At 50.9% G+C, this 19,557-nt stretch carries 15 protein-coding genes and 1 CRISPR repeat array; all 15 genes read right to left on the bottom strand.

All coding sequences use genetic code 11. The features are described 5' to 3' along the window. Nucleotides 1-34 precede the first annotated feature (34 nt). Nucleotides 35-1,561: a tripartite tricarboxylate transporter permease gene (locus CD000_RS05750; protein WP_096225126.1), complete on the bottom strand. Its 1,527-nt coding sequence runs from the start codon at nt 1,559-1,561 to the stop codon at nt 35-37. A gap of 13 nt (nt 1,562-1,574) precedes the next feature. Then, nucleotides 1,575-2,030: a tripartite tricarboxylate transporter TctB family protein gene (locus CD000_RS05745; RefSeq protein WP_015375035.1), complete on the bottom strand. Its 456-nt coding sequence runs from the start codon at nt 2,028-2,030 to the stop codon at nt 1,575-1,577. Nucleotides 2,031-2,085: 55 nt separating this feature from the next. Then, the gene (locus CD000_RS05740) at nt 2,086-3,126 is read right to left on the bottom strand and encodes a Bug family tripartite tricarboxylate transporter substrate binding protein (RefSeq protein ID WP_096225124.1); all 1,041 of its coding nucleotides are present in this window, start codon (nt 3,124-3,126) and stop codon (nt 2,086-2,088) included. A 365-nt stretch (nt 3,127-3,491) separates the two neighbouring features. Next, the gene (locus CD000_RS05735; protein WP_096225122.1) at nt 3,492-4,421 is read right to left on the bottom strand and encodes an RpnC/YadD family protein; all 930 of its coding nucleotides are present in this window, start codon (nt 4,419-4,421) and stop codon (nt 3,492-3,494) included. Between the two features lie 100 nt (nt 4,422-4,521). Then, nucleotides 4,522-5,023: direct repeats of the CRISPR family, unit length 30 nt; unit sequence GTTTCAATCCCTCATAGGTACGATAAAAAC. A 181-nt stretch (nt 5,024-5,204) separates the two neighbouring features. Beyond that, nucleotides 5,205-6,365, bottom strand: a complete 1,161-nt coding sequence (locus CD000_RS05730; protein WP_096225120.1) for a mannitol-1-phosphate 5-dehydrogenase — start codon at nt 6,363-6,365, stop codon at nt 5,205-5,207. After that, on the bottom strand, nt 6,365-6,808 hold the full coding sequence (locus tag CD000_RS05725; RefSeq protein WP_096225118.1) for a PTS mannitol transporter subunit IIA: 444 nt from the start codon (nt 6,806-6,808) through the stop codon (nt 6,365-6,367). Before CD000_RS05725 ends, CD000_RS05730 begins: the two co-directional genes overlap by 1 nt. A 5-nt stretch (nt 6,809-6,813) precedes the next feature. Further along, nucleotides 6,814-8,904: a BglG family transcription antiterminator gene (locus tag CD000_RS05720; RefSeq protein ID WP_096225116.1), complete on the bottom strand. Its 2,091-nt coding sequence runs from the start codon at nt 8,902-8,904 to the stop codon at nt 6,814-6,816. A 311-nt stretch (nt 8,905-9,215) separates the two neighbouring features. Then, nucleotides 9,216-10,664 (bottom strand): PTS mannitol transporter subunit IIBC, encoded by a 1,449-nt coding sequence (locus CD000_RS05710; RefSeq protein ID WP_096225114.1) that lies wholly within the window; start codon nt 10,662-10,664, stop codon nt 9,216-9,218. Nucleotides 10,665-10,808: 144 nt separating this feature from the next. Beyond that, nucleotides 10,809-11,309: a PIN domain-containing protein gene (locus CD000_RS05705; RefSeq protein ID WP_096225113.1), complete on the bottom strand. Its 501-nt coding sequence runs from the start codon at nt 11,307-11,309 to the stop codon at nt 10,809-10,811. Further along, entirely contained in the window at nt 11,302-11,577 is a 276-nt protein-coding gene (locus tag CD000_RS05700) for a UPF0175 family protein (RefSeq protein WP_223813678.1), read from the bottom strand. The genes CD000_RS05705 and CD000_RS05700 overlap by 8 nt, the downstream gene beginning before the upstream one ends. 450 nt (nt 11,578-12,027) lie before the next feature. Beyond that, entirely contained in the window at nt 12,028-13,275 is a 1,248-nt protein-coding gene (locus CD000_RS05695) for an RNA-guided endonuclease InsQ/TnpB family protein (RefSeq protein ID WP_096225111.1), read from the bottom strand. A gap of 188 nt (nt 13,276-13,463) precedes the next feature. Next, nucleotides 13,464-14,927 (bottom strand): CoA-acylating methylmalonate-semialdehyde dehydrogenase, encoded by a 1,464-nt coding sequence (locus CD000_RS05690; RefSeq protein WP_096225109.1) that lies wholly within the window; start codon nt 14,925-14,927, stop codon nt 13,464-13,466. Nucleotides 14,928-15,128: 201 nt separating this feature from the next. Continuing rightward, nucleotides 15,129-16,316, bottom strand: coding sequence for an iron-containing alcohol dehydrogenase (locus CD000_RS05685; protein WP_096225107.1), 1,188 nt, complete (start codon nt 16,314-16,316; stop codon nt 15,129-15,131). A 251-nt stretch (nt 16,317-16,567) separates the two neighbouring features. Further along, complete coding sequence (locus CD000_RS05680) at nt 16,568-18,277, bottom strand: sigma 54-interacting transcriptional regulator (protein ID WP_096226241.1); 1,710 nt, start codon at nt 18,275-18,277, stop codon at nt 16,568-16,570. 241 nt (nt 18,278-18,518) lie between these two features. Next, nucleotides 18,519-19,523 carry a C-terminal binding protein gene (locus tag CD000_RS05675; protein ID WP_096225106.1) on the bottom strand — a complete coding sequence of 335 codons (1,005 nt, stop codon included), beginning with the start codon at nt 19,521-19,523 and terminating at the stop codon, nt 18,519-18,521. Nucleotides 19,524-19,557: the final 34 nt, after the last annotated feature.

Genomic DNA, 19,557 nt, shown 5'->3' with positions numbered 1-19,557 from the left:
CTCCACTAAAGGAAGAAAGCCTTTCTTTCTATTATTACATATCTTCATTGACAATGACGGTTTTTCCTCGTAATTTCATGAAAAACGGCACGGCAATCCACAATAAGGCGATGACCAACAAGACGAGCGAAATCGGCTTTTCAACGAACACGAGATAGTCCCCGTTGGATGCCGTCAACGCCCGGCGCATGTTGTTTTCAATCATTGGCCCCAGCACAAGCCCCAATACAAGAGGCGCGAGCGGGTAATCGTGTTCCGCGAGCCAATAGCCGAGCAAGCCAAACGCCAACAACAGAAACACATCAAACGTCGTCATTTGCACCGCATACACGCCGAATACAGAGATGGCGATAATGAGCGGCAACAAATATTTCGTCGGCGTCTGGATAATTTTCGCGAACACTTTGACGAGCGGCATGTTGAGAATTAACAACATCACATTTCCAATGAACATGCTCGCAATCAATCCCCAGGCAACAGCCGGATGTTCATCAAACAACAGCGGACCTGGCTGGACGTTGTACATAATGAGTGCGCCCATCAAAATCGCGGTTGTACCCGAACCCGGAATGCCTAGCGTCAAGAGCGGAATCATCGCGCCTCCAGACGCACCGTTGTTCGCCGACTCGGGCGCCGCGACGCCGGCGATCGTCCCTTGGCCGAATTTTTCTGGATGTTTGCTGATTTTCTTTTCAAGAATATAAGAGAAAAATGAGGCCAACGTCGCTCCGGCTCCCGGCAATACGCCGATGAAAAACCCGAGCAGCGACCCGCGGGCAATCGGGCCGGCACTTTCTTTCAAGTCCGCTTTCGTCGGCAACACGCGGCCAATTTTCGCAATTTCCCCACTGTTCATTTCGTTGTGGAGAATGGACTTGAATACTTCCCCCAACGCAAACAGCCCGACCGCTACGGTTAAAAACTCAAGCCCCCCATACAAATAGGAAATATTGTACGTGAAGCGTGCGACGCCAGAGACGTTGTCGAGCCCGATCGTGGAAAGAAGCAGGCCAAAGATGGTCATGATCCATGCTTTCGTCATCGACTTGCCGGCAAGGCCGCTCACCGCGGCGAGCCCCAGCAGCATAAGCGAAAAATACTCCGCCGGACCGAACTTCAAGGCGACATTGGACAGCGGCTCCGCTAATAATACAAGACCGATGAGCGACACAATCCCCGCCACAAACGAACCGATCGCCGCAATCGCCAGCGCCGCTCCAGCCCGGCCTTGCCGCGCCATTTGGTAGCCGTCCAGTGTCGTGACAACCGATGACGATTCCCCAGGCGTATTTAACAAAATCGATGTCGTCGAACCGCCATACATCGCCCCGTAATACACGCCGGCGAGCAAAATAATCGAACTGGCTGCCGCCTGTTCCGGACTAAGACCGGACGTCATCGACGCCGTCACCGGAATAAGCAGCGCCACCCCGCTCATCGGGCCAATCCCAGGAAGCACGCCGACCGCCGTGCCGATCAACACCCCGATAAAGGCAAACAGCAAGTTATGCGGCTGAAGCGCCGTCTGAAATCCGTCAAACAAAAACGATAGTGTGTCCATGATGCCCCTCCTTTCATTGGAACCAAATCGGCCAGCTCGGCAATGTTCCTTGCAACAGTTTCACATAAAGGCCATATACGCCTAACGAAAAACCAGCCGCAATGGCGATCGATTTCCACAGCGCCCCTTTTTCCATCGTTTGAAAGCCGATGACAAGAAAGAGAAATGTCGTGATCACATATCCAACCGTTTCAAGCAACGCCGCATAGAAAATGGCGGCGATGAAAATGACAAGAAACTTTTTATATTGCCGCGGCAGTTTCTCCCCTGTTGCGCCTGAATAATTTCTTGTCTCAAACAGCAGTTTTATGCTTAATAAAACCAACACAAGTCCAAGCAAAAACGGAAACACATTCGGCCCGACAGCGCTGCCGTAGGCGCTTTTCGATATGCGCAAACTTTCCACCATAAACAAAGCACCCACAGCCAAAAACGCCACCGCCGCGATCCGGTCAGCCGTTTTGTTCATGGTTCTTCCTCCTGTTCTTTACAAAAAAGGGGAAGAATGTTCTTCCCCCCTTGCTTCATTTATGCATGCCAAGCGACTTCAGCAGGTCGCCGATTTGCTGCTCTTGCTCTTGCAAAAATTTCGTAAACTCTTCCGAATTGCGGTACTCTGCTTCCCAACCTTGTTTTTGCAGCTCTTCTTTCCATTTTTCATGCTCAGACAGTTTTTTCAATGTCTCTTCCCAAAACGCTTTTGCTTCCGAAGACATTTCCTTCGGTCCGAACACGCCGCGCCAAATCGTAAACTCGGCATCAACGCCAAGCTCTTTCATCGTCGGCACGTCTTTCAGCACTCCGCCGAGGCGTTCAGGAGCGGAAACCGCCAGCACCCGCACTTTGCCGGCTTTCAAATATTCGCCAACCGAAGACGCATCCGTCGCAATCACATCCGCATTGCCGCCAAGCAGCGCCGCCATCGCTTCTCCGCCGCCATCGTACGAAACATACTTGACTGATTTCGGATCGATGCCCGACTTATAGATCGGCAAAATCGCCACTAAGTGGTCCATCGACCCTGGCGCCGACCCTCCGGCAATGGTGACGGATTTCGGATTTTGTTTAATGGCGTTCAGCAAGTCGGTCAACGTTTGAAACTTTGAATCGGCTTTAACCACAATCGCGCCAAAGTCTTTTGTCAACTGGGCGAGCGGGGTTGTGTCTTTGTAGCCGAACGGGCTGTTCCCTTCTTTTTTCAGATTGTTGATGATAATCGGCGGCGAGTTGACAAACAGTTTGTAATCGTTTTTGACATCCTGGGTGGCGTACTCAGCCATAAAGACCGCCCCGCCGCCGCCCGGTTTGTTTTCGACCGTCATCGTTTGTTTGACGAGCCCCGTCTCATCGAGCACTTTCGTAATGGCGCGGGCCGTTAAATCCCAACCGCCGCCCGCCCCAGACGGAGCAACAATCGTAATCGGCTTCGTCGGATAGTTTGAGGCCGATGAGCCAGAGTTCGAACCGGATGATTTCGACCCCGCCGATTCATTGCCCCCACAGGCCGCCAAAGCCAGTGTCATCATCCCTGCAGCGAGCAATCCCCACCATTTCGTTTTCTTCATTTCTCCCTTGCCCCCTTGTTTTTGATAACGTTTTCAAACTCAACCTTACCATGCCCCAGGGTGAACGTGAAGTTTTTGAAAATAAAATGAATTTTGTGCATTTTGTTCATGGAGGTATAATCAGACCTGATATCAAGCACCTAGCGGAACGCTGGAGTCTCAAAGCAAAAAAAAGACCGCCAGCCTTCAAGGCCGACGGTACATAAAACGTTGGTACAGTGCATACTTTCTGACGTTCGTTCCTCATCTTTCATGTGGCAGGACGATCATTCGTTTTTTTTACAATCGATCACTTACGAATCAGTGATTTCATCTACCTCTTTTGTCGCCGCCAACCGTCCTCGTTAGATAGCCGCCTCTTGTGTTTAATTTCCCTGCTCTTCAAGCAATTCCCGAACATCTTGCTCTGGAAGATCCACCAACCGAGCAATATCTTCCGCCTTCATTCCTTTGCGCGCCATGTTGCGGATCAGCTGTTTCATTCCTTGTTTCATTCCTTGTTTCATCCCCTGTTTCATTCCTTGTTCCATTCCCTGTTTCATACCTTGTTTGATCCCTTCTTCCAACCCCTGTTTCCTTCCCTTTTGCTCATAGGAAATGATCAGCTCCAACATTTTCTCTTTTTCTTTCGTTTCCATCGCCCTCACCTCTCTTTGTAGTTGTTGCTCTTCCTCCTCCGACAGCTTCACATATGTTTCAAAAAAGCCCAACAAGAGCCGCTGCCTCGCCTTATCCAGCTCCAATCGCACCAACATGCGCAAAAACTCTTTTTTTAACTCGATTTTCTCACTTTCAGTATACCCCATTTTGCTAAGAAGGGCAGCCGCAATCGGATTGTCATGCCGGATATAGTCTCTCCAATGTTTCTTGCGCAGCTCCACGGGGAAAAAGCGAAACTGCAGCACGTCGCCAAAGGGAAACTCGATTGAGAACACGGACGGTTCCTCGCGAAGGGCCTCATAGCTGAAGACAGCGATCGGAACGATGCGGGTGCGGTATTTTTCAAACAAACGGCTGAAATAGATAAACATGCGCTCTGGAAACGATGGTTGCACGTAGCTTTGATTCTCCACATGAACGATGATCAGCCCGTCTTCCCCTTTCAGCTTCGTCTCGACCAATAGATCGACGCGGTATTTTTCGCCTGCCGTGACATCGGTAAACAGTTCTTCGGACAAAAAGGACAAATGGCGGAAATCGATATGCTCGTGGATGTCGGGGAAAAAGAGGAGAAGAAACTCTTCGAAGAACGTTTGAATCAGCTCTTTGAACAATCGGTCGTGGTCAATAGCCATTCGATCACCCCTCTTTGAACGTGTTCAATTCTATCCATTCGCAAGCAGGGGGTGAAAATCCTGCATCGGGGACAGAAAAAGTTGTGCCGTACTGTATAGCGCTTCAGTCCCCCACAGGTACGATAAAAACGTATTCCTGTACCACGTGATTTAACTGTTGAACAGATGTTTCAATCCCTCATAGGTACGATAAAAACCCTGCCTCCGCTCGGCCAGGCGTTTTTCTTCGTCGCGGAGTTTCAATCCCTCATAGGTACGATAAAAACACCTATGTAGAATTCCCGAATGAAAGCGCCGTATGCCAGTTTCAATCCCTCATAGGTACGATAAAAACGAACATCTTCCGCTTGATCCAAGAGGAAGGCGCCGAGGTTTCAATCCCTCATAGGTACGATAAAAACGCCGCTGAAATGTTAGCTTCGTTTATCTTTGATTCACCGTTTCAATCCCTCATAGGTACGATAAAAACTTTAGTTCAAATCATTACGGTCTTTAGTGCTAGGTTGGTTTCAATCCCTCATAGGTACGATAAAAACTGACCGAATTTAAGCGAAATGGCTGGGCTAACGTGGGTTTCAATCCCTCATAGGTACGATAAAAACCCCAAACCATTCGCATAAAATCAAGCTTTTCCCCTTTTGGCAGTTTTCAGAATATCACGTTTCAAAAATTCTGTCAATACTGTTGAGCCGTGTTGGTTGTAGGATTTTGACGCAAAAAAATATTGTCGTCGATCCCCCGGGGTTTTTGCACGATTGGAGGTCGACGACATTTGCAAGACGGTCAGTTTTTGTTTTTCTCCATTCTTCCGTACTCGTCCTTCACCGCCGCCACAAGCGGGTGCGCACTCTCAAGCCCCGCGTATTGCCGAAGCGCGCCTTCGATCCCGTGCTGGGCGATTGTTTGTTGCAGAGCGGCGGCTTCTGCATCGCTCGCATCATCAAAGCGCAACAGCGCGGCAATTCCTTTGGCGAGACCAGCAGGAACGCTGCCAAATAGTGTGCAGTATTGCGTCGCCGGAGCGATGAGCCGGTCGTTCGGCCCGAGCTTGCGGATCGGCGAACGGGCGACGCGGACGATATCGTCGGAAAGGGACGGGTTGGTGAAACGCCCGATCGTCGTTTTGATATAGGAACGGTGCTCTTCCTCATGCCATCCGTGCTTTTTCAATAAGACGGCTCCCGACTCACTGAGCGCTTGCTCGACATTCAATCGAATACCTTCATCGTTCATCGCTTCCTGGACGGTTTTGTAGTTTCGCAGATACCCTAAGTAAGCGGCCAACGCATGGCCGGTATTGACCGTAAACAATTTGCGCTCGATATACGGCCCTAAGTCAGCGACAAAATGAGCCCCTTGAATCGGCGGAACCGCGCCGATGACGTTGCGCGTTTCAATCGCCCATTCGAAAAACGGTTCGACCGTCACCGCCAGCGGATCATCGTTCGTTTGGTTTGGCACGATGCGGTCAACCGCACAGTTGAGAAAGCCGACCGACTCGCCCGCCAGCTGTTGTTCGGCTTCGGAAAGATGGGCAAACACGTGCTGCTTCAACGTCTCCGTGCCGCCGATCATGTTTTCGCACGCGATGACATGAAGGGGAGTTTGCTGAACGCCCAGCCGCTGCTTGAGCCCATCGGCAACAAGGGGGGCGATGGCCGGCAAAATGTGCGGGCCGACGGCGGTCGTGACCAAATCAGCGGCGGCGATCGCCGCGATGACTTGCTCCCGCTCTGTTTGGCTGTTCAACGCCGAGACGCCGCGCACCCATTGTTCTTCTCGCTGCTCGCCGGCGACAATGACGCGATACTCCCCCCGCTCCTTGAGCAGGCGGACGATTTGTTCGTTGACATCGACAAAAACGACCTTATATCCCGACGCTGCCAGCAAGCTGCCGATAAAGCCGCGGCCGATGTTGCCAGCGCCAAAATGAACCGCCTGCATCAGCCGTTCACCTCATGGAGCAGCGCAAGAATGTCTTCTTCTGTTTTGGCGTTCGCCATCGCTTCGACATTGTCCGCTTCCGCACAGACGAGCGCCAGTTTTGACAGAATATCCAAATGCTCCCCGTCTTTGCCGGCAATGCCGATCACGATCAGAGCCGTATTGCCGCCGCCAAAATCGACGCCGCCCGGGACTTGCACGATCGAAATGCCGGACTGTTTCACGAGCGCTTTGGCTGCTTCCGTTCCGTGCGGAATGGCGACATTGTTGCCGATATACGTTGATGTCAGTTCTTCCCGCTCAAGCATCGCATCAACATATGCCGGGTCGACATATCCTTGCTTGACCAACACCTCGCCAGCAAGGCGGATCGCCTCTTCTTTTGTTTTAGGTTGGGCATTTAGCACAATGTTTTCTTTGTTTAAAATCGAATGGGTTACCATCGTTTTCACTCCTTCGTTGATGTCCAGTAATGATCAAAAAATTGCTCCAAATGGGCGCTGACAAGTGAATACACTTCTTCCTCGCCGCCATGCGCCAAAACGGCAAGGCTTTGCTCATCCTTCACGAGCAAGGAGCTGACCTCGCTTAACACAGCGAGCATCTCCTTATCGGCATCTGATGGCCCAAGCAGCAACACAACCGTGTTGATCTCCATCGGCTCCCCGTCCATCCCCGCCACCGTTTGCGGCGAATCAAGTCGGTACATCGTCAGAGACGGACGAAGGACAGCGAAGCTTCGAGCGTGGTAAAGCGCCAGCGTCGTGCCAGGGACGCCAAGCCCGCCAAGCGACTCGCGGCGCCGCAGCTCCTCGATGACGACATCGGCATCGACAATGACGCCACTTCGTTCAAGGCGGCGGCACGCGTCCGTCAATATTTCATGAACAGAGCGCCTCTTGACCACCTCGAGGGAAAAACCGTCCAAAATGTGGACGATCGTCTCGCTGATGCGCCGAACCGCCTTCATCGTGTCGATGGCTGGCCTGTTTCGCCGTGCGGTTGACTCTTTCCTCATCCGCTTTTCAGCGGCCGATTTTCGCTCTAAACACTCGCGAATCTTCCGCGCTTCCTCCTCGGTCAGCATCGGGCTGACGACGATATGCGGCCCATACTCCTCAGGAAGCGGCACGGTCGAGATGACGAGATCGTACGCGCTGACATCTTTTCCTTTCCATTCAAACGCGGAAGCTTGTTCCAGCGAAACAATGTCCGGAATCTCTTTTTTCAGCCTCGTCGCTAAAATTTTCGCCGTCCCAAGCCCGCTCGAACAAATGACTAACACCCGCCAGCCTTTTTTCTCCCGCATGAGCGCGGCCGCAAAATGGAGCACCAAATAGCCAATCTCCTCATCCGGGATCGGAATGCCGCCAAACAGCTGCCGCGCCCCATCTGCGACAATGGCGAACAGCTCCGCATAGTCTTGTTTGATTGGATCAAGCAGCGGATTGGCGACCCCCATTCCGTGTTCGAGGCGATACAGAGCCGGCTTTAAATGGACGACAAGGTCTTCGTATAACGTACGGTCGGCGGATAAATCAACGCCGAGCTTATCACTGACAAAGCGGATGAGTTGTTGCGCCTTCATGCCGACGGCCAAGCTTGGCTCTTCCATCATTGCTCCTTGACGGCTGCGCCATTTCGCTCCCATCAAGTGCATCGTCATATAGCCGACTTCTTCGTTAGGGATGTCAACGTCAAAGACTTTTTCTAACGATTCAGCGAGCTCATGCGCGATCTCATATTCTTTCGTCGCTTGCAACGCCTGCAGATCCCGCGGATCGAAGTGGATCGCTTCTCCCCGCTTGATGCGCTCCATGGCGAGCGCCAAATGGACGACGAAGGCGATGTACGAACTGTCGGCCATCGTAAACGGAAGCTTTTCTTTCACTTGCTCGATTTGCTGCTCAATGACAGCGAGCTTTTTTCTGTCCACAAGCCCGAGCAGCTTCTCCGCCACGGTGTCAAGCGGAGCGTCCGTCCGTTTTTGGATCGTCTCTTTCATCAATGCCAAAAATTCGTGTTCATCAACATGGCGGAACAACAAGTCGCTCATCAAGCGCCGTTTCGCTGATTCCGAACCGGCAAGCTCCACCCCGTATCCGCGCTTGCGGATGAGCGAAAGCCCGTACGCTTCTACCGTTTGTTCCAATTTGTCCAAATCCAAGCTGACAGTGGCGACCGTGACGTTCAAGTCATAGGCCAATGTGACGAGTTTCACTGGCTCGTTGGCTTCCAACAGCGCAATTAAAATCATGAGCTGCCGCTCTTCGGGGGTGTATTCATGATGAGAAAGGCGAAACAGCTCTGCGGCCAGCGCCTGCTTGTTTTCCTCTTCCCCGACGAGGCGGATGCCGACTCCTGCTCTTTTCGCGAGCTTAAGCCCATAGCGGCGGAAGACCGATTCCAAACCTTGCAAATCACGATGAACCGTGCGGGCGCTGACATTCAGTTCCTCCGCCAATTCGCCGACTGTTATGTCCCTATCGTCTGCCAACAACCGTTCAAGCAACTTCCGCTCCCGTGCCGATACGTACATCGCCGTTCACCTCCCATCACGGAACAGCATTATTGACATTTTTGAAATAAATCTTTGCCTCTTCCATCCTTATTGTAAGGGCTTTTTTCTTGATTTGACAATGAATAGATGTTTCGTTTTCGTCATTGTTATTGTTGACAGATTTTAATTTTGCATGTATTTTTCTCTTTCGTCGTTTGACGAAGTTCACCGCGGTCGGGCACATCCATGCGGATGGGAGCGGAGGAAAGTGCCCCTAGCCGTCGAGGTAAACGGGAAATCACAAAGCAAAACGCAGGGGGAACGCCATTTCCCCTGCGTCTCATGCCGATTTACGCGTTCTTTTTCAATTGCTCGATCAATTCATCGTATTTCGGGCTGTTTAAGAAGTTTTCGACCGATACATGGTACGCATTGGGCAACTTCGCCTTCGCCCGGTCGGTCAAGTTTTGATGGGTGACGACGATGTCGGCGTCGGCCGGAAGCTGGTTGATCGCTGTATTCGTCACTTCGATATCGAGCCCGGCCTTTTGTACTTTGTTGCGCAAAATCGATGCTCCCATCGCGCTCGAGCCCATTCCCGCATCACACGCGAACACAATTTTCTTCACGCGGCCAGGAACCGCTTGGGCCACAGTTGCCGAAGCGGCTTCTTTCTGTTGCAATGCGGCAGCCACTTGGCTCTTTTTTCCTTTCAGCTGTTCCATTTTTTCCGTTGCTTTCGTCAACTCTTCTTCCTCTTCGGATTGTTTCGCCGCTTTTAAGAAAATCGAAGCGACGAGGAACGATACCGCTGCGGCGACGAACACGCCGGCCAGCACGCCGAAGTAATTCCCTTTTGGCGTCATCGCCAGCAAGGCGAAAATGCTTCCCGGCGACGGCACCGCCACCAGCCCGGCGTTGAGGATGGTAAACGTGAACACCCCACTCACGCCGCCTGCCATGGCTGCCAAAATCAAAATCGGGCGCATGAGAATGTATGGGAAGTAAATTTCATGAATCCCGCCTAAGAAGTGGATAATCACAGCCCCTGGTGCCGATTGTTTCGCCATCCCCTTGCCAAACAGCCAATACGCGAGCAAAATGCCAAGTCCTGGACCTGGGTTCGTCTCGAGCAGGAACAGGATCGATTTTCCCGTTTTCGCCGCCTGCTCGACACCGAGCGGACTTAAAATGCCGTGGTTGATCGCATTGTTCAAGAACAGCACTTTCCCTGGCTCGATGAACAAGTTCGCCAGCGGCAACAAATGCCAGTCAATGATTTTTTCCACTCCCGCTGCTAATGTTTTGCTGATGAGCGAGATGACCGGGCCGACTCCTTTAAAGGCGAGCAGCGTCAACACGCCGCCGATAATCCCGGCTGAGAAGTTGTTGACAAGCATCTCAAATCCTTGCTTCACTTTCCCTTGGAACAATCCATCCACTTTTTTGATCACATAACCGCCAAGCGGCCCCATGATCATCGCGCCTAAAAACATCGGAATGTCCGAACCGACGATGACCCCCATCGTCGCCGTCGCCCCAACAACGCCGCCGCGGACGTCATACACCATTTTGCCGCCCGTATAGCCAATCAACAGCGGCAACAAATACGTAATCATCGGTCCGACAAGCTTGGCAAACGTCTCGTTCGGCCACCAGCCCGTCGGGATAAATAGGGCGGTAATCAGCCCCCAGGCGATAAACGCCCCGATATTCGGCATAATCATGCCGCTCAAATAACTGCCAAACCGCTGAATCTTCACGCGGAAGCCTGTTTCGTTTCCGGTTGTATGCGTCATAAAGCTGTTCCTCCTTTTTGGCTTGACTGTACCTTTATCTTAAAACGCTTACAACCGGCCCTTCAATGATAAGTAAACGCGATTTTGTCAAGGGGGTTGTTGACAGGTTTTAAAAAAGAAAAAAGCCCAGCATGGCGGGCAGGGCTACAGCGTTTCTTCCGCTAGTAACAAAGCCTCTTGATAAAGACGTCGGGAAAGATAAAATCCATTTTCAAGCAAAGTGTCTAACAGCGACTTTACTTCCGTTATTTTCCCATTCTTCTTTCCAAGAATCAAAATTCCTATTGTGCCGATAGGTCGTAAAAGGAATTGTTTCGACAAGGATCTGGCAGCATGCTCATCCATCACAACGACTTGAGCACCAAGTTCTTTCGCTCCAATAATAACTTCTAACTCCCCGGCATGGAATTTTCCATATAAACTTTCAACAAGGCTGCGATTTTCATGGTATAGTCGAAACACCCCCTCGCTGACCAATCGTTTGAGCTCCTCTTTTCCATAATAGCGTGGGGCATGGTTATGAACAATTTCTTGATAGACAGCTTCCGGAACATATACTTCATCAAATAGTTCAGACAAAAGAGTCAATTGACCAACGATCGACAGACCTATAATCGGTGTAGAATTAACCGTAACCCTACTCATTGTGATCCCTATTTTCTTTGCTCAATTTTTGCACCGTGTCCCAATCATCTTTGATGTGTTCCTCCGTATACTCCATCCAAGGAATCGCCTTCGAACGCAATACATCGATAAATTCTCCTAAGGATTTTCCTGCCAATTCAGCCGCTTTCGCCAGCGTCACCTGTTTTCCAACAAACAAACCAATCGCCAATGAAAGCTTTATTTTTGCCTCAACTGTGTTGCCTTCCAATTCATTAATGGCGGGCAAAAACTCTTTCGGCAAGTTCACCTGAAAGTAGTCCATGGCCATTGAACTCACACCCTTTTTTATTTTATTCTATCACACTTCGCGCCTTTTGGATGCTGTCACAGAACGAATAGTATCCCCTAAATTTTTACTACACGCTCAACAAGCTGGAAATGAAACCGACTCAACTGAACATTCCCCACCCGCGCTCACGTAGAGAATTAGGGGGTTATTGGAAACAACCTCTACGGTAAGCTGTCAGCTAAGCCATCCCTGTGCATCCACCTTTGAACTTCCTCAAAACGATCGCAATCGAAACCCTTCCATTGTTTTTTTGGCACAAGAGGAAGATGTTAGTGGCAGACGCCGGTTCATCCCTACTTATGTTCCTACTTGGAAGTGAAGGGATTCTCGGTTCGAGGTGGTGAACTACCCCCACTTAATTTTCTAGCGAAAATTTGAAGTGGGGGCTTCCAAAGAAGTTTGACTGCTTCAAGCAATCCTTATTCTTTGAGGCGTGTCCACTTCGCCGCTAGAGCATAAGACACTCAGGTCTACAGCTTTACTTTTCTTTAAGATGTTTAATGCGCCATTGACATCAGCATTAATTAGTTTGCCAGACTTTGTTCGATACAAGCCGCGCTTAATACGTTTGCCGCTGAACTTATATTCTTTTGGATTGTCGGCATTATATTCAGGAATCTCATCGCCGTCAAAAAAGCTGGCTTGAGACGTATAGGATTCTTCCTGTTTCAAGAATTCAATGCCGTAAAATTCACAAAGATATTCTAGTTTTTCTTTTATGTTACCGAGAGGAATATTGACAAAGTTTTGATTTGTCTTTTTTCCTAGATTCATATTGCGTTGCCATGTTTCCGCATAGCCAATGACAAGTTTGCCAATTTGATTTTCAATACAGTAGTTAATGATGTAACGGCAAGTCTTGTTGATATAATCATTCACTTTATTATTGCGATTCATAGCAAGCAAAGCCTGTTTACGAGTGGTGCCTTTGATTTTTTGCTTATCTTTTATGCTTTGAAGTCTGGCATTTTCTTTGTTAAACCATTGATTTATACTTTTTAATCTCCGCCCATCAATGATGAATGATCTGCCGTCTGATGTGACACAAGTGGCAACATTGTTTAATCCTAAATCAATTGCCAGTGCTTTTTGGTCATTTAATTCTCTTTGATCTTCAGGCATTTCATATTTGTACTGAATCTCAAAGAACCTGGCATGATGCTTAGGAATGATTTCAATCTGCTTAATCTTTTTGTCCAGTAACACAGGCGGAATCGTTATCGTGATAGGCTTGCGAGTCTTTTTAAATAGGTGAGAATACGGTATCGTGAATTTGTTGCCGTCTATACGAATCTGGCCAATGATCAGTGAATGAAAGCCATCTTTTTTAAGATATTTTGGAATACTGATAGCCTTGTGGTCATATTTTCCTTGTTTGGCAAGACTGATCAAACCAAAGAAAGATTTAAAGGCTTCATTGACCTTTTTTAAAATTTGCTGTGCCATGTTGCTGTTTAACAGCTTATAGTTTTCGTTAGTTTTTGCAAGATGATAGTTTTTCTCATAATTAAGAAATTCCTTGTGTTCAAAATAGTATTGTCTGACATTGTACAATCCGACGTTGTACATGTTCTTGGCAATATGGCACAGTTCTCGAAGAGTCAAGTATTCTTCTTTGGTCAAACCATTTAGCTGTTGTTTGATACAAAAATACATTTTTTCACCTTCCATCTAACTATATGATACTATATTTTACTGAATCTATCCTATTTTCAGCAAAATATAGTTAAGGCGATTCATTTCCCACTTACTCCGCTTCGCTTCGTTGAAGTGGGAGTCTTCTCGCCTAATTAAGATAAAAAGCAGCCCTTGTCTAAACGGGCTGCTTTTCAGTCCATTCTATTCTATTGGTATCTCGCCGTCACCATTTTCTTTCTCGTGTAAAATTCGACGCCGTCGCGGCCGTTGGCATGAAGGTCGCCGTAAAACGAGTTTTTGTAGCCCGAGAACGGGAAAAACGCCATCGGCGCCGGGACGGCGACGTTGACGCCAAGCATGCCGGCGTCGATTTCTTCGCGGAACTGGCGGATCGCTTTGGCGCTGTCGGTGTAGATGCAGGCGCCGTTGGCAAATTCCGATCGGTTGGCGATCTCAATCGCTTCGTCCAAGTCTCGGGCGCGGACGACCGACAAGACCGGGGCGAAAATTTCATCCGTCCAAATCGCCATGCCCGGCTTGACATGGTCAAAAATCGTTGGACCGATGAAATACCCTTTTCCGCTTGTCGCCGAGTCGCGGCGTCCGTCGCGGACAAGGAGCGCCCCCTCTTTTTCGCCGATTTCGATGTATTTGATCGTCCGCTCTTTATGCGACTCGCGGATGACCGGGCCTAAAAAGACGCCTTTGTCGAGCCCATTGCCAATTTGGATGCGGTCGGCGGCTTCTTTGAGCCGTTCGACCAACTCATCGGCGATATCGCCGACTGCAACGACGACCGAGCACGCCATGCACCGCTCGCCCGCCGAACCGAACGCGGCGTTGATGATGTTCGTCACCGCCATATCGAGGTCGGCGTCCGGCATGACAATCGAATGGTTTTTCGCACCGGCGAGCGCCTGCACCCGCTTGCCGTGGGCGGCGGCTGTTTTGTATACATACTCGGCGACCGGCTGCGAGCCGACGAACGAAACGGCTTTAATATCTTTATGTTCTAAAATGCCGTTCACGACCTCGTGCGCTCCGTGAACAATATTCAACACTCCTGCAGGCAGTCCGGCTTCGGTGAACAGTTCAGCCAAGCGGTTGGCCAGCATGGGCGTCCGCTCAGACGGCTTCAACACAAACGTGTTGCCGCAGGCGATCGCGAGCGGGAACATCCAGCACGGCACCATCATCGGGAAGTTAAACGGCGTAATCCCGGCGACGACACCGAGCGGGTAGCGGTACATCCCCGATTCGATATCGGTCGCGATATCCGGCAGCTGTTGGCCCATCATGAGCGTCGGAATCCCCGCTGCAAACTCGACGCATTCAATGCCGCGCTGCACTTCACCGTAGGCGTCCTCATAGACTTTGCCATTTTCTAGCGTCACAAGTCTAGCGAGTTCGTCCCAATGTTCGACCAACAGCTGCTGGTAGCGGAACAAAATGCGGGCGCGGCGCGGAACCGGCACTTTCCGCCATTCACGGAACGCCTCTTTGGCGGCCGCGACCGCTGCATCAAGCTCCTCGCGCGAAGAGAGGGGCACTTTCGCCAATACTTCCCCCGTTGCCGGGTTCGGCACGATTTCTTCTTTTCCGGATGTCGAGGCGACCCATTGGCCGCCAATAAAGTTTTTCAATGTTTTTGTTTCGGTTACAGAGCTCATGAATGAAACCACCTTTCTAGTCGATCTTTCAAAAGATTGGTTCATGAACGTACACAAGAGCTATGGATGATCGGCGAGCGCTTCCTTTCGCGGAAACGGCCGGCGGGCTGAACGCTTCCAAAAAGCGGCGTTCTTTGCTGTCTGTTTGCTGCTGGTCGCTGTCATGCGTCCTGCAATCGCCATCCCAGCCGCCGGACTCATTTACGAACTTACGGTTTTGGTGTCGTACTGATAGTCGTAACAATAATGGTACAATGCCACAATTTCCTCATGCGTCGGCACTTTCGGGTTGTTGGCGGGGCTGCCGCTCGCAAGCGCGTCAGCCGCCATTTTGTCCACCACCTTGTCAAACGCTGTTTTGTCAATGCCCCACGTTTTCATATTCGGGATGTGCAAATCGCGGCAAAGCTGTTTCACTTCCTCAACGAGCGCCTCAGCCGCTTCCGTATCGGAAACGTCTTTGAGCGGCGGCTTGATGATTCGGGCGATCACCGCCAATCGTTCGATGGCGCTGTCTTTTGTAAACTCAAGCACCCCCGGCAGCAACATCGCGTTCGATACGCCGTGCGGCACGTGGAAAAGCGCTCCGATCGGCCGCGACATGCCGTGCACGAGCGTCACCGAGGCGTTGGAAAACGCCATGCCGGCCTTCATGGCCGCGATCGCCATTTTCTCCCGCGCTTCGATGTCTTGACCGTTTTCGTACGCCCGGCGCAAATGGCCGATGATCGCCTCAATGGCGGATAGAGCTAACACATCGGTCACCGGATGGGCGCGTCGGGAAATATACGCCTCAATCGCATGGCACAGCGCATCAACCCCGGTCGCCGCTGTAACGGACGGCGGGCATGAAACCGTGAGCAACGGGTCGACGATCGCCACGGCCGGAAGCAGCGCCGGCTGGGAAATCATCATTTTGACGTCTGTCTTCGTATCAATAATGACCGTCACTTTCGTCACTTCGGAACCGGTGCCGGCCGTTGTCGGAATAGCGATGAGCGGCAGCGGTTTTTCGGTAAACCGTTTCTGATTGCCGACATAGTCGCTGATCGTTCCTTCGTTCGTGATCATCACCGCCACCGCTTTGGCGGCGTCGATGCTGCTGCCGCCGCCAAGAGCGATAATGACATCGCACTGCTCGCTCCGGCAGACGTCAAGCGCTTCCTTCACATGGACATCCGTCGGCTCCGTGTCAACCCCTGTGTACTTGGCAAACGTCATCCCCACCTGTTGCAAGTATTGCTCGCAACGGGCGACAAGGCCGATTTTCTCCATCACCGGGTCGCTGACGATCAGCGCTTTCGACCCAAGCGCTTTCGCTTGCCTGCCGACTTCACGAAACGTTTCGCGCCCATAAATGACCCGACTCGGCACCAACAACTCGTACATCATTCCGCCTCCCTTTTCATTTGATACCGTTTTCAATATCTATATGCAAACTTTGTGCCAAACTAGAAAAGCGTTACAATTACGAATTTTCCATCTCTTTAACGGAATGCCCCCTACACTTCACCTACACATCCCCTACATTATCCGACATTCTCCCGACATCCTTTTCCCCTCAACAAAAAAGAAACAACGGTCAGTCTGCCGTTGTTGATCATCACGGACGAGAAGCCCTCCTTCTCAGCGGGGAGCGTTCAAAATCCATACTTTTTTAATTTCTCATATAATGTAGATCGGTGAATGCCGAGCCTCCTTGCCGCTTCCGCCTTGTTTCCGCCCGCCGCCACCAGCGCCGCAGCGATGCGCTCACGTTCCGATTGATAGACCATTTCTTTCCACCGATCAGCCATCTTCACACCACCGTTTGGCAAAGACGAGGCTGCCGGTTGAACGGTCGACAAGTAAGACGGCAAGTGTTCGCGTTCTACTTTTTCCCCTTCGACCATGCTGATCAGCCATTCGACGACGTTGACCAGCTCGCGGACGTTCCCCGGCCATGAATAGTGGACAAGCACTTCCATGGCCTCTTTGGTAAACGACTTCAACGCGACGCCAAACTGCCGGCACATCCGATCCATATGGTAAGCCAACAGCGCGGGAATATCCGTTTTCCGCTCGCGCAATGGCGGAAGATGAATGCGAATGATATTCAACCGATAAAACAAATCTTCGCGAAAGGTTCCATTCCGCACCATCTCCTCGAGCGGCTTGTTCGTCGCGGCAATAATGCGCACGTCCACCTTGGTTTCGTATAGTCCGCCGACTTTTTCCACTTTCTTTTCTTCCAAGACGCGCAAAATTTTCGCCTGCATGGCAAGCGGCATATCGCCGATTTCATCCAAAAACAGCGTCCCTCCATGGGCGAGTTGAAACTTGCCGGGCTTGCCCCCTTTTTTCGCACCGGTGAACGCCCCATCTTCATAGCCGAACAGTTCCGCTTCCAACAACGACTCAGGGATGGCGGCGCAATTCACGCTGACAAACGGTCCGTCCGCATGCGGCCCAGCTTCATGGATCGCCCGCGCCACCACCTCTTTCCCCGTTCCGCTTTCACCGGTAATGAGCACCGTCGACGGCACGCGCGCCGCCCGACGAATCATCTGCTTCACAGCGGCGATCGACGGGTGGCGGCCAATGATCCGCTCGATTCCTTTAGGGGCGGAAGCGGCCGTCTCCTGTGGTTTCGCTTCTTTCTTCTCCTTCCGGCTTGCCTCACGCGACAGCTCCTGCAGGCGCCGGAAAATTTCATATACTTCCGATACCCCTTGGAAAATCAGCATCCCAATCGCTCCGATGACTTCGCCGTCACGCCAAATCGGGATGCGGTGCACAACCATCGGCTGGCCGTAAATTTTTTGAATATATCCACGCTCCGGAATACCGGATTGCACGCAAATGTGCAAACGGGTATTTTCGATCACTTCCGTCACATGTTTTCCGATCGCTTCTTCCCGGCGAATGCCGAGAAACTGGCAATACGCCCGGTTGATTTCACGAACCACGCCGTCCTCATCGACGACAACCACCCCTTCGTACGCCGCATCCAGCACCGTTTTCATCGTCTCGGCCAGACGGTGCGTTTCCTCCAACTCACGCCGCAGTCGCTCGAGCTCATTCGTTGCTTTGGAATCGCTTTCGGACATTGGCATTGCAGCGCAGACGCCTTCCTGTTTCGTTTCCCACTTGTCGGAAAATGCCATCAATACTTCCCCTATCGGCATGGAACGATCGAGCCCATCCGCCGCCGCCCGCAGCATCATCCGCCACGTGCACCGCCCCACCGTCCGGCCATGCTCATCGATCACGTTCACCGACTCAAGCCCACGAGCCGCCATCCGTTGCATGACTTCTTGCAACGTTTGGCAGCGGCTGACCATCGGCGAGGTGTCGCCATTGCTCGTCATCGTCATCCCCCTTTTCGCCATCTTTTCCTTTTCGTATCGTTCGTCGTTGGCATGGAAAAATCCTTCTGTTTGCTTTTGCTTGAAAATCATCCATGGGAGCATACGTATATTCCAAAGTACAGTGCGTGTTGACGCCCGCAAAAATAAAGGTAGGCCTTCGCCTACCTTGATCGTACCGTGTTATCAACATCTTTTTATCATATACACCAAATGGTCCCAAACGCGGACTCCCCAAGACTGTTTATACATAAAGCCCTTTCTCTTTCAAATGCATCTTTTCCTTGACGTTATGGTTGACAAGATAGGTGGGATAATATCCCGACAATACATCGGCAACGTTTTGAGCGGTTTTCCGTTTTAATTCTTTTTCCGATTCCTCAGAATACCAGGCTACATGAGGAGTAATGACCACGTTTTCCATTTTCAGGAGAGGGTTGTCCGGTTGGATTGGCTCACATTCCGTCACATCGAGCCCAGCGCCGCTGATTTTTCCCTCTTGTAAAGCGCGAATTAAAGCGGATTCATCAATGACCGGGCCACGAGCCGTGTTGACGATGATCAATTCCTTTTTCGCCAAGTTAAATTGTTCGTCGCTGATCATTCCTTTTGTTTCTTTAGTCAACGGGGCATGAACGGAAATGTAGTCCGACTGTCGGAACACATCGTTCAGTCCAAGCAGTTGAACATTGAGCTCGTCAGCCACCTTAGCGGGGACGTACGGGTCATAGGCAATAACGCGCAGTCCAAAAGCTTGGGCCTTTTTTGCCAACGCTTGCGGAATTCTTCCCAATCCCACAAGACCGAGCGTTCTCCCCCGCAGCCGGTAAATCGGCTTGCCGACATTAAAATTCCATGTACCACTCTTTACTTCGTGATTCAATTTGACGATTTTGCGAGCTAGCGAAAGCAACAGCGCCAGCGCGTGATCCGAGACCTCATCGATCGAATAGTCCGTTACATTGGCTACAATAATACCCTTTTCGGTGGCAGCGTCTACATCAACTGTATTGACACCGACTCCATATCGGGAAATGATTTTGCACTTTTCCAGTTGTGCGATTACCTCTGCAGATATTGGAGCATACTGGTTGATAATGGCGTCGGCGTCCCTGCACGCGGAAATGACTTCCTCCTCTGTACGACACTGAGTGGCGACAAACTCCACATTGAGAGATGAAAGCACTTCTTGTTCAGGTGCCAACGTTTGAAATTCGTAGTCTGTCACCACAACTTTAAATCTATCCATATCGTTCTTCCTCCATTTCGTGAAAAATTCGGAT

It is taken from the genome of Geobacillus sp. FJAT-46040, assembly GCF_002335725.1.
GTDB lineage: Bacteria > Bacillota > Bacilli > Bacillales > Anoxybacillaceae > Geobacillus > Geobacillus thermoleovorans.
The sequence above is the reverse complement of the archived record's forward strand: the minus strand, read 5'-3'. Positions and strand labels throughout refer to the sequence as shown.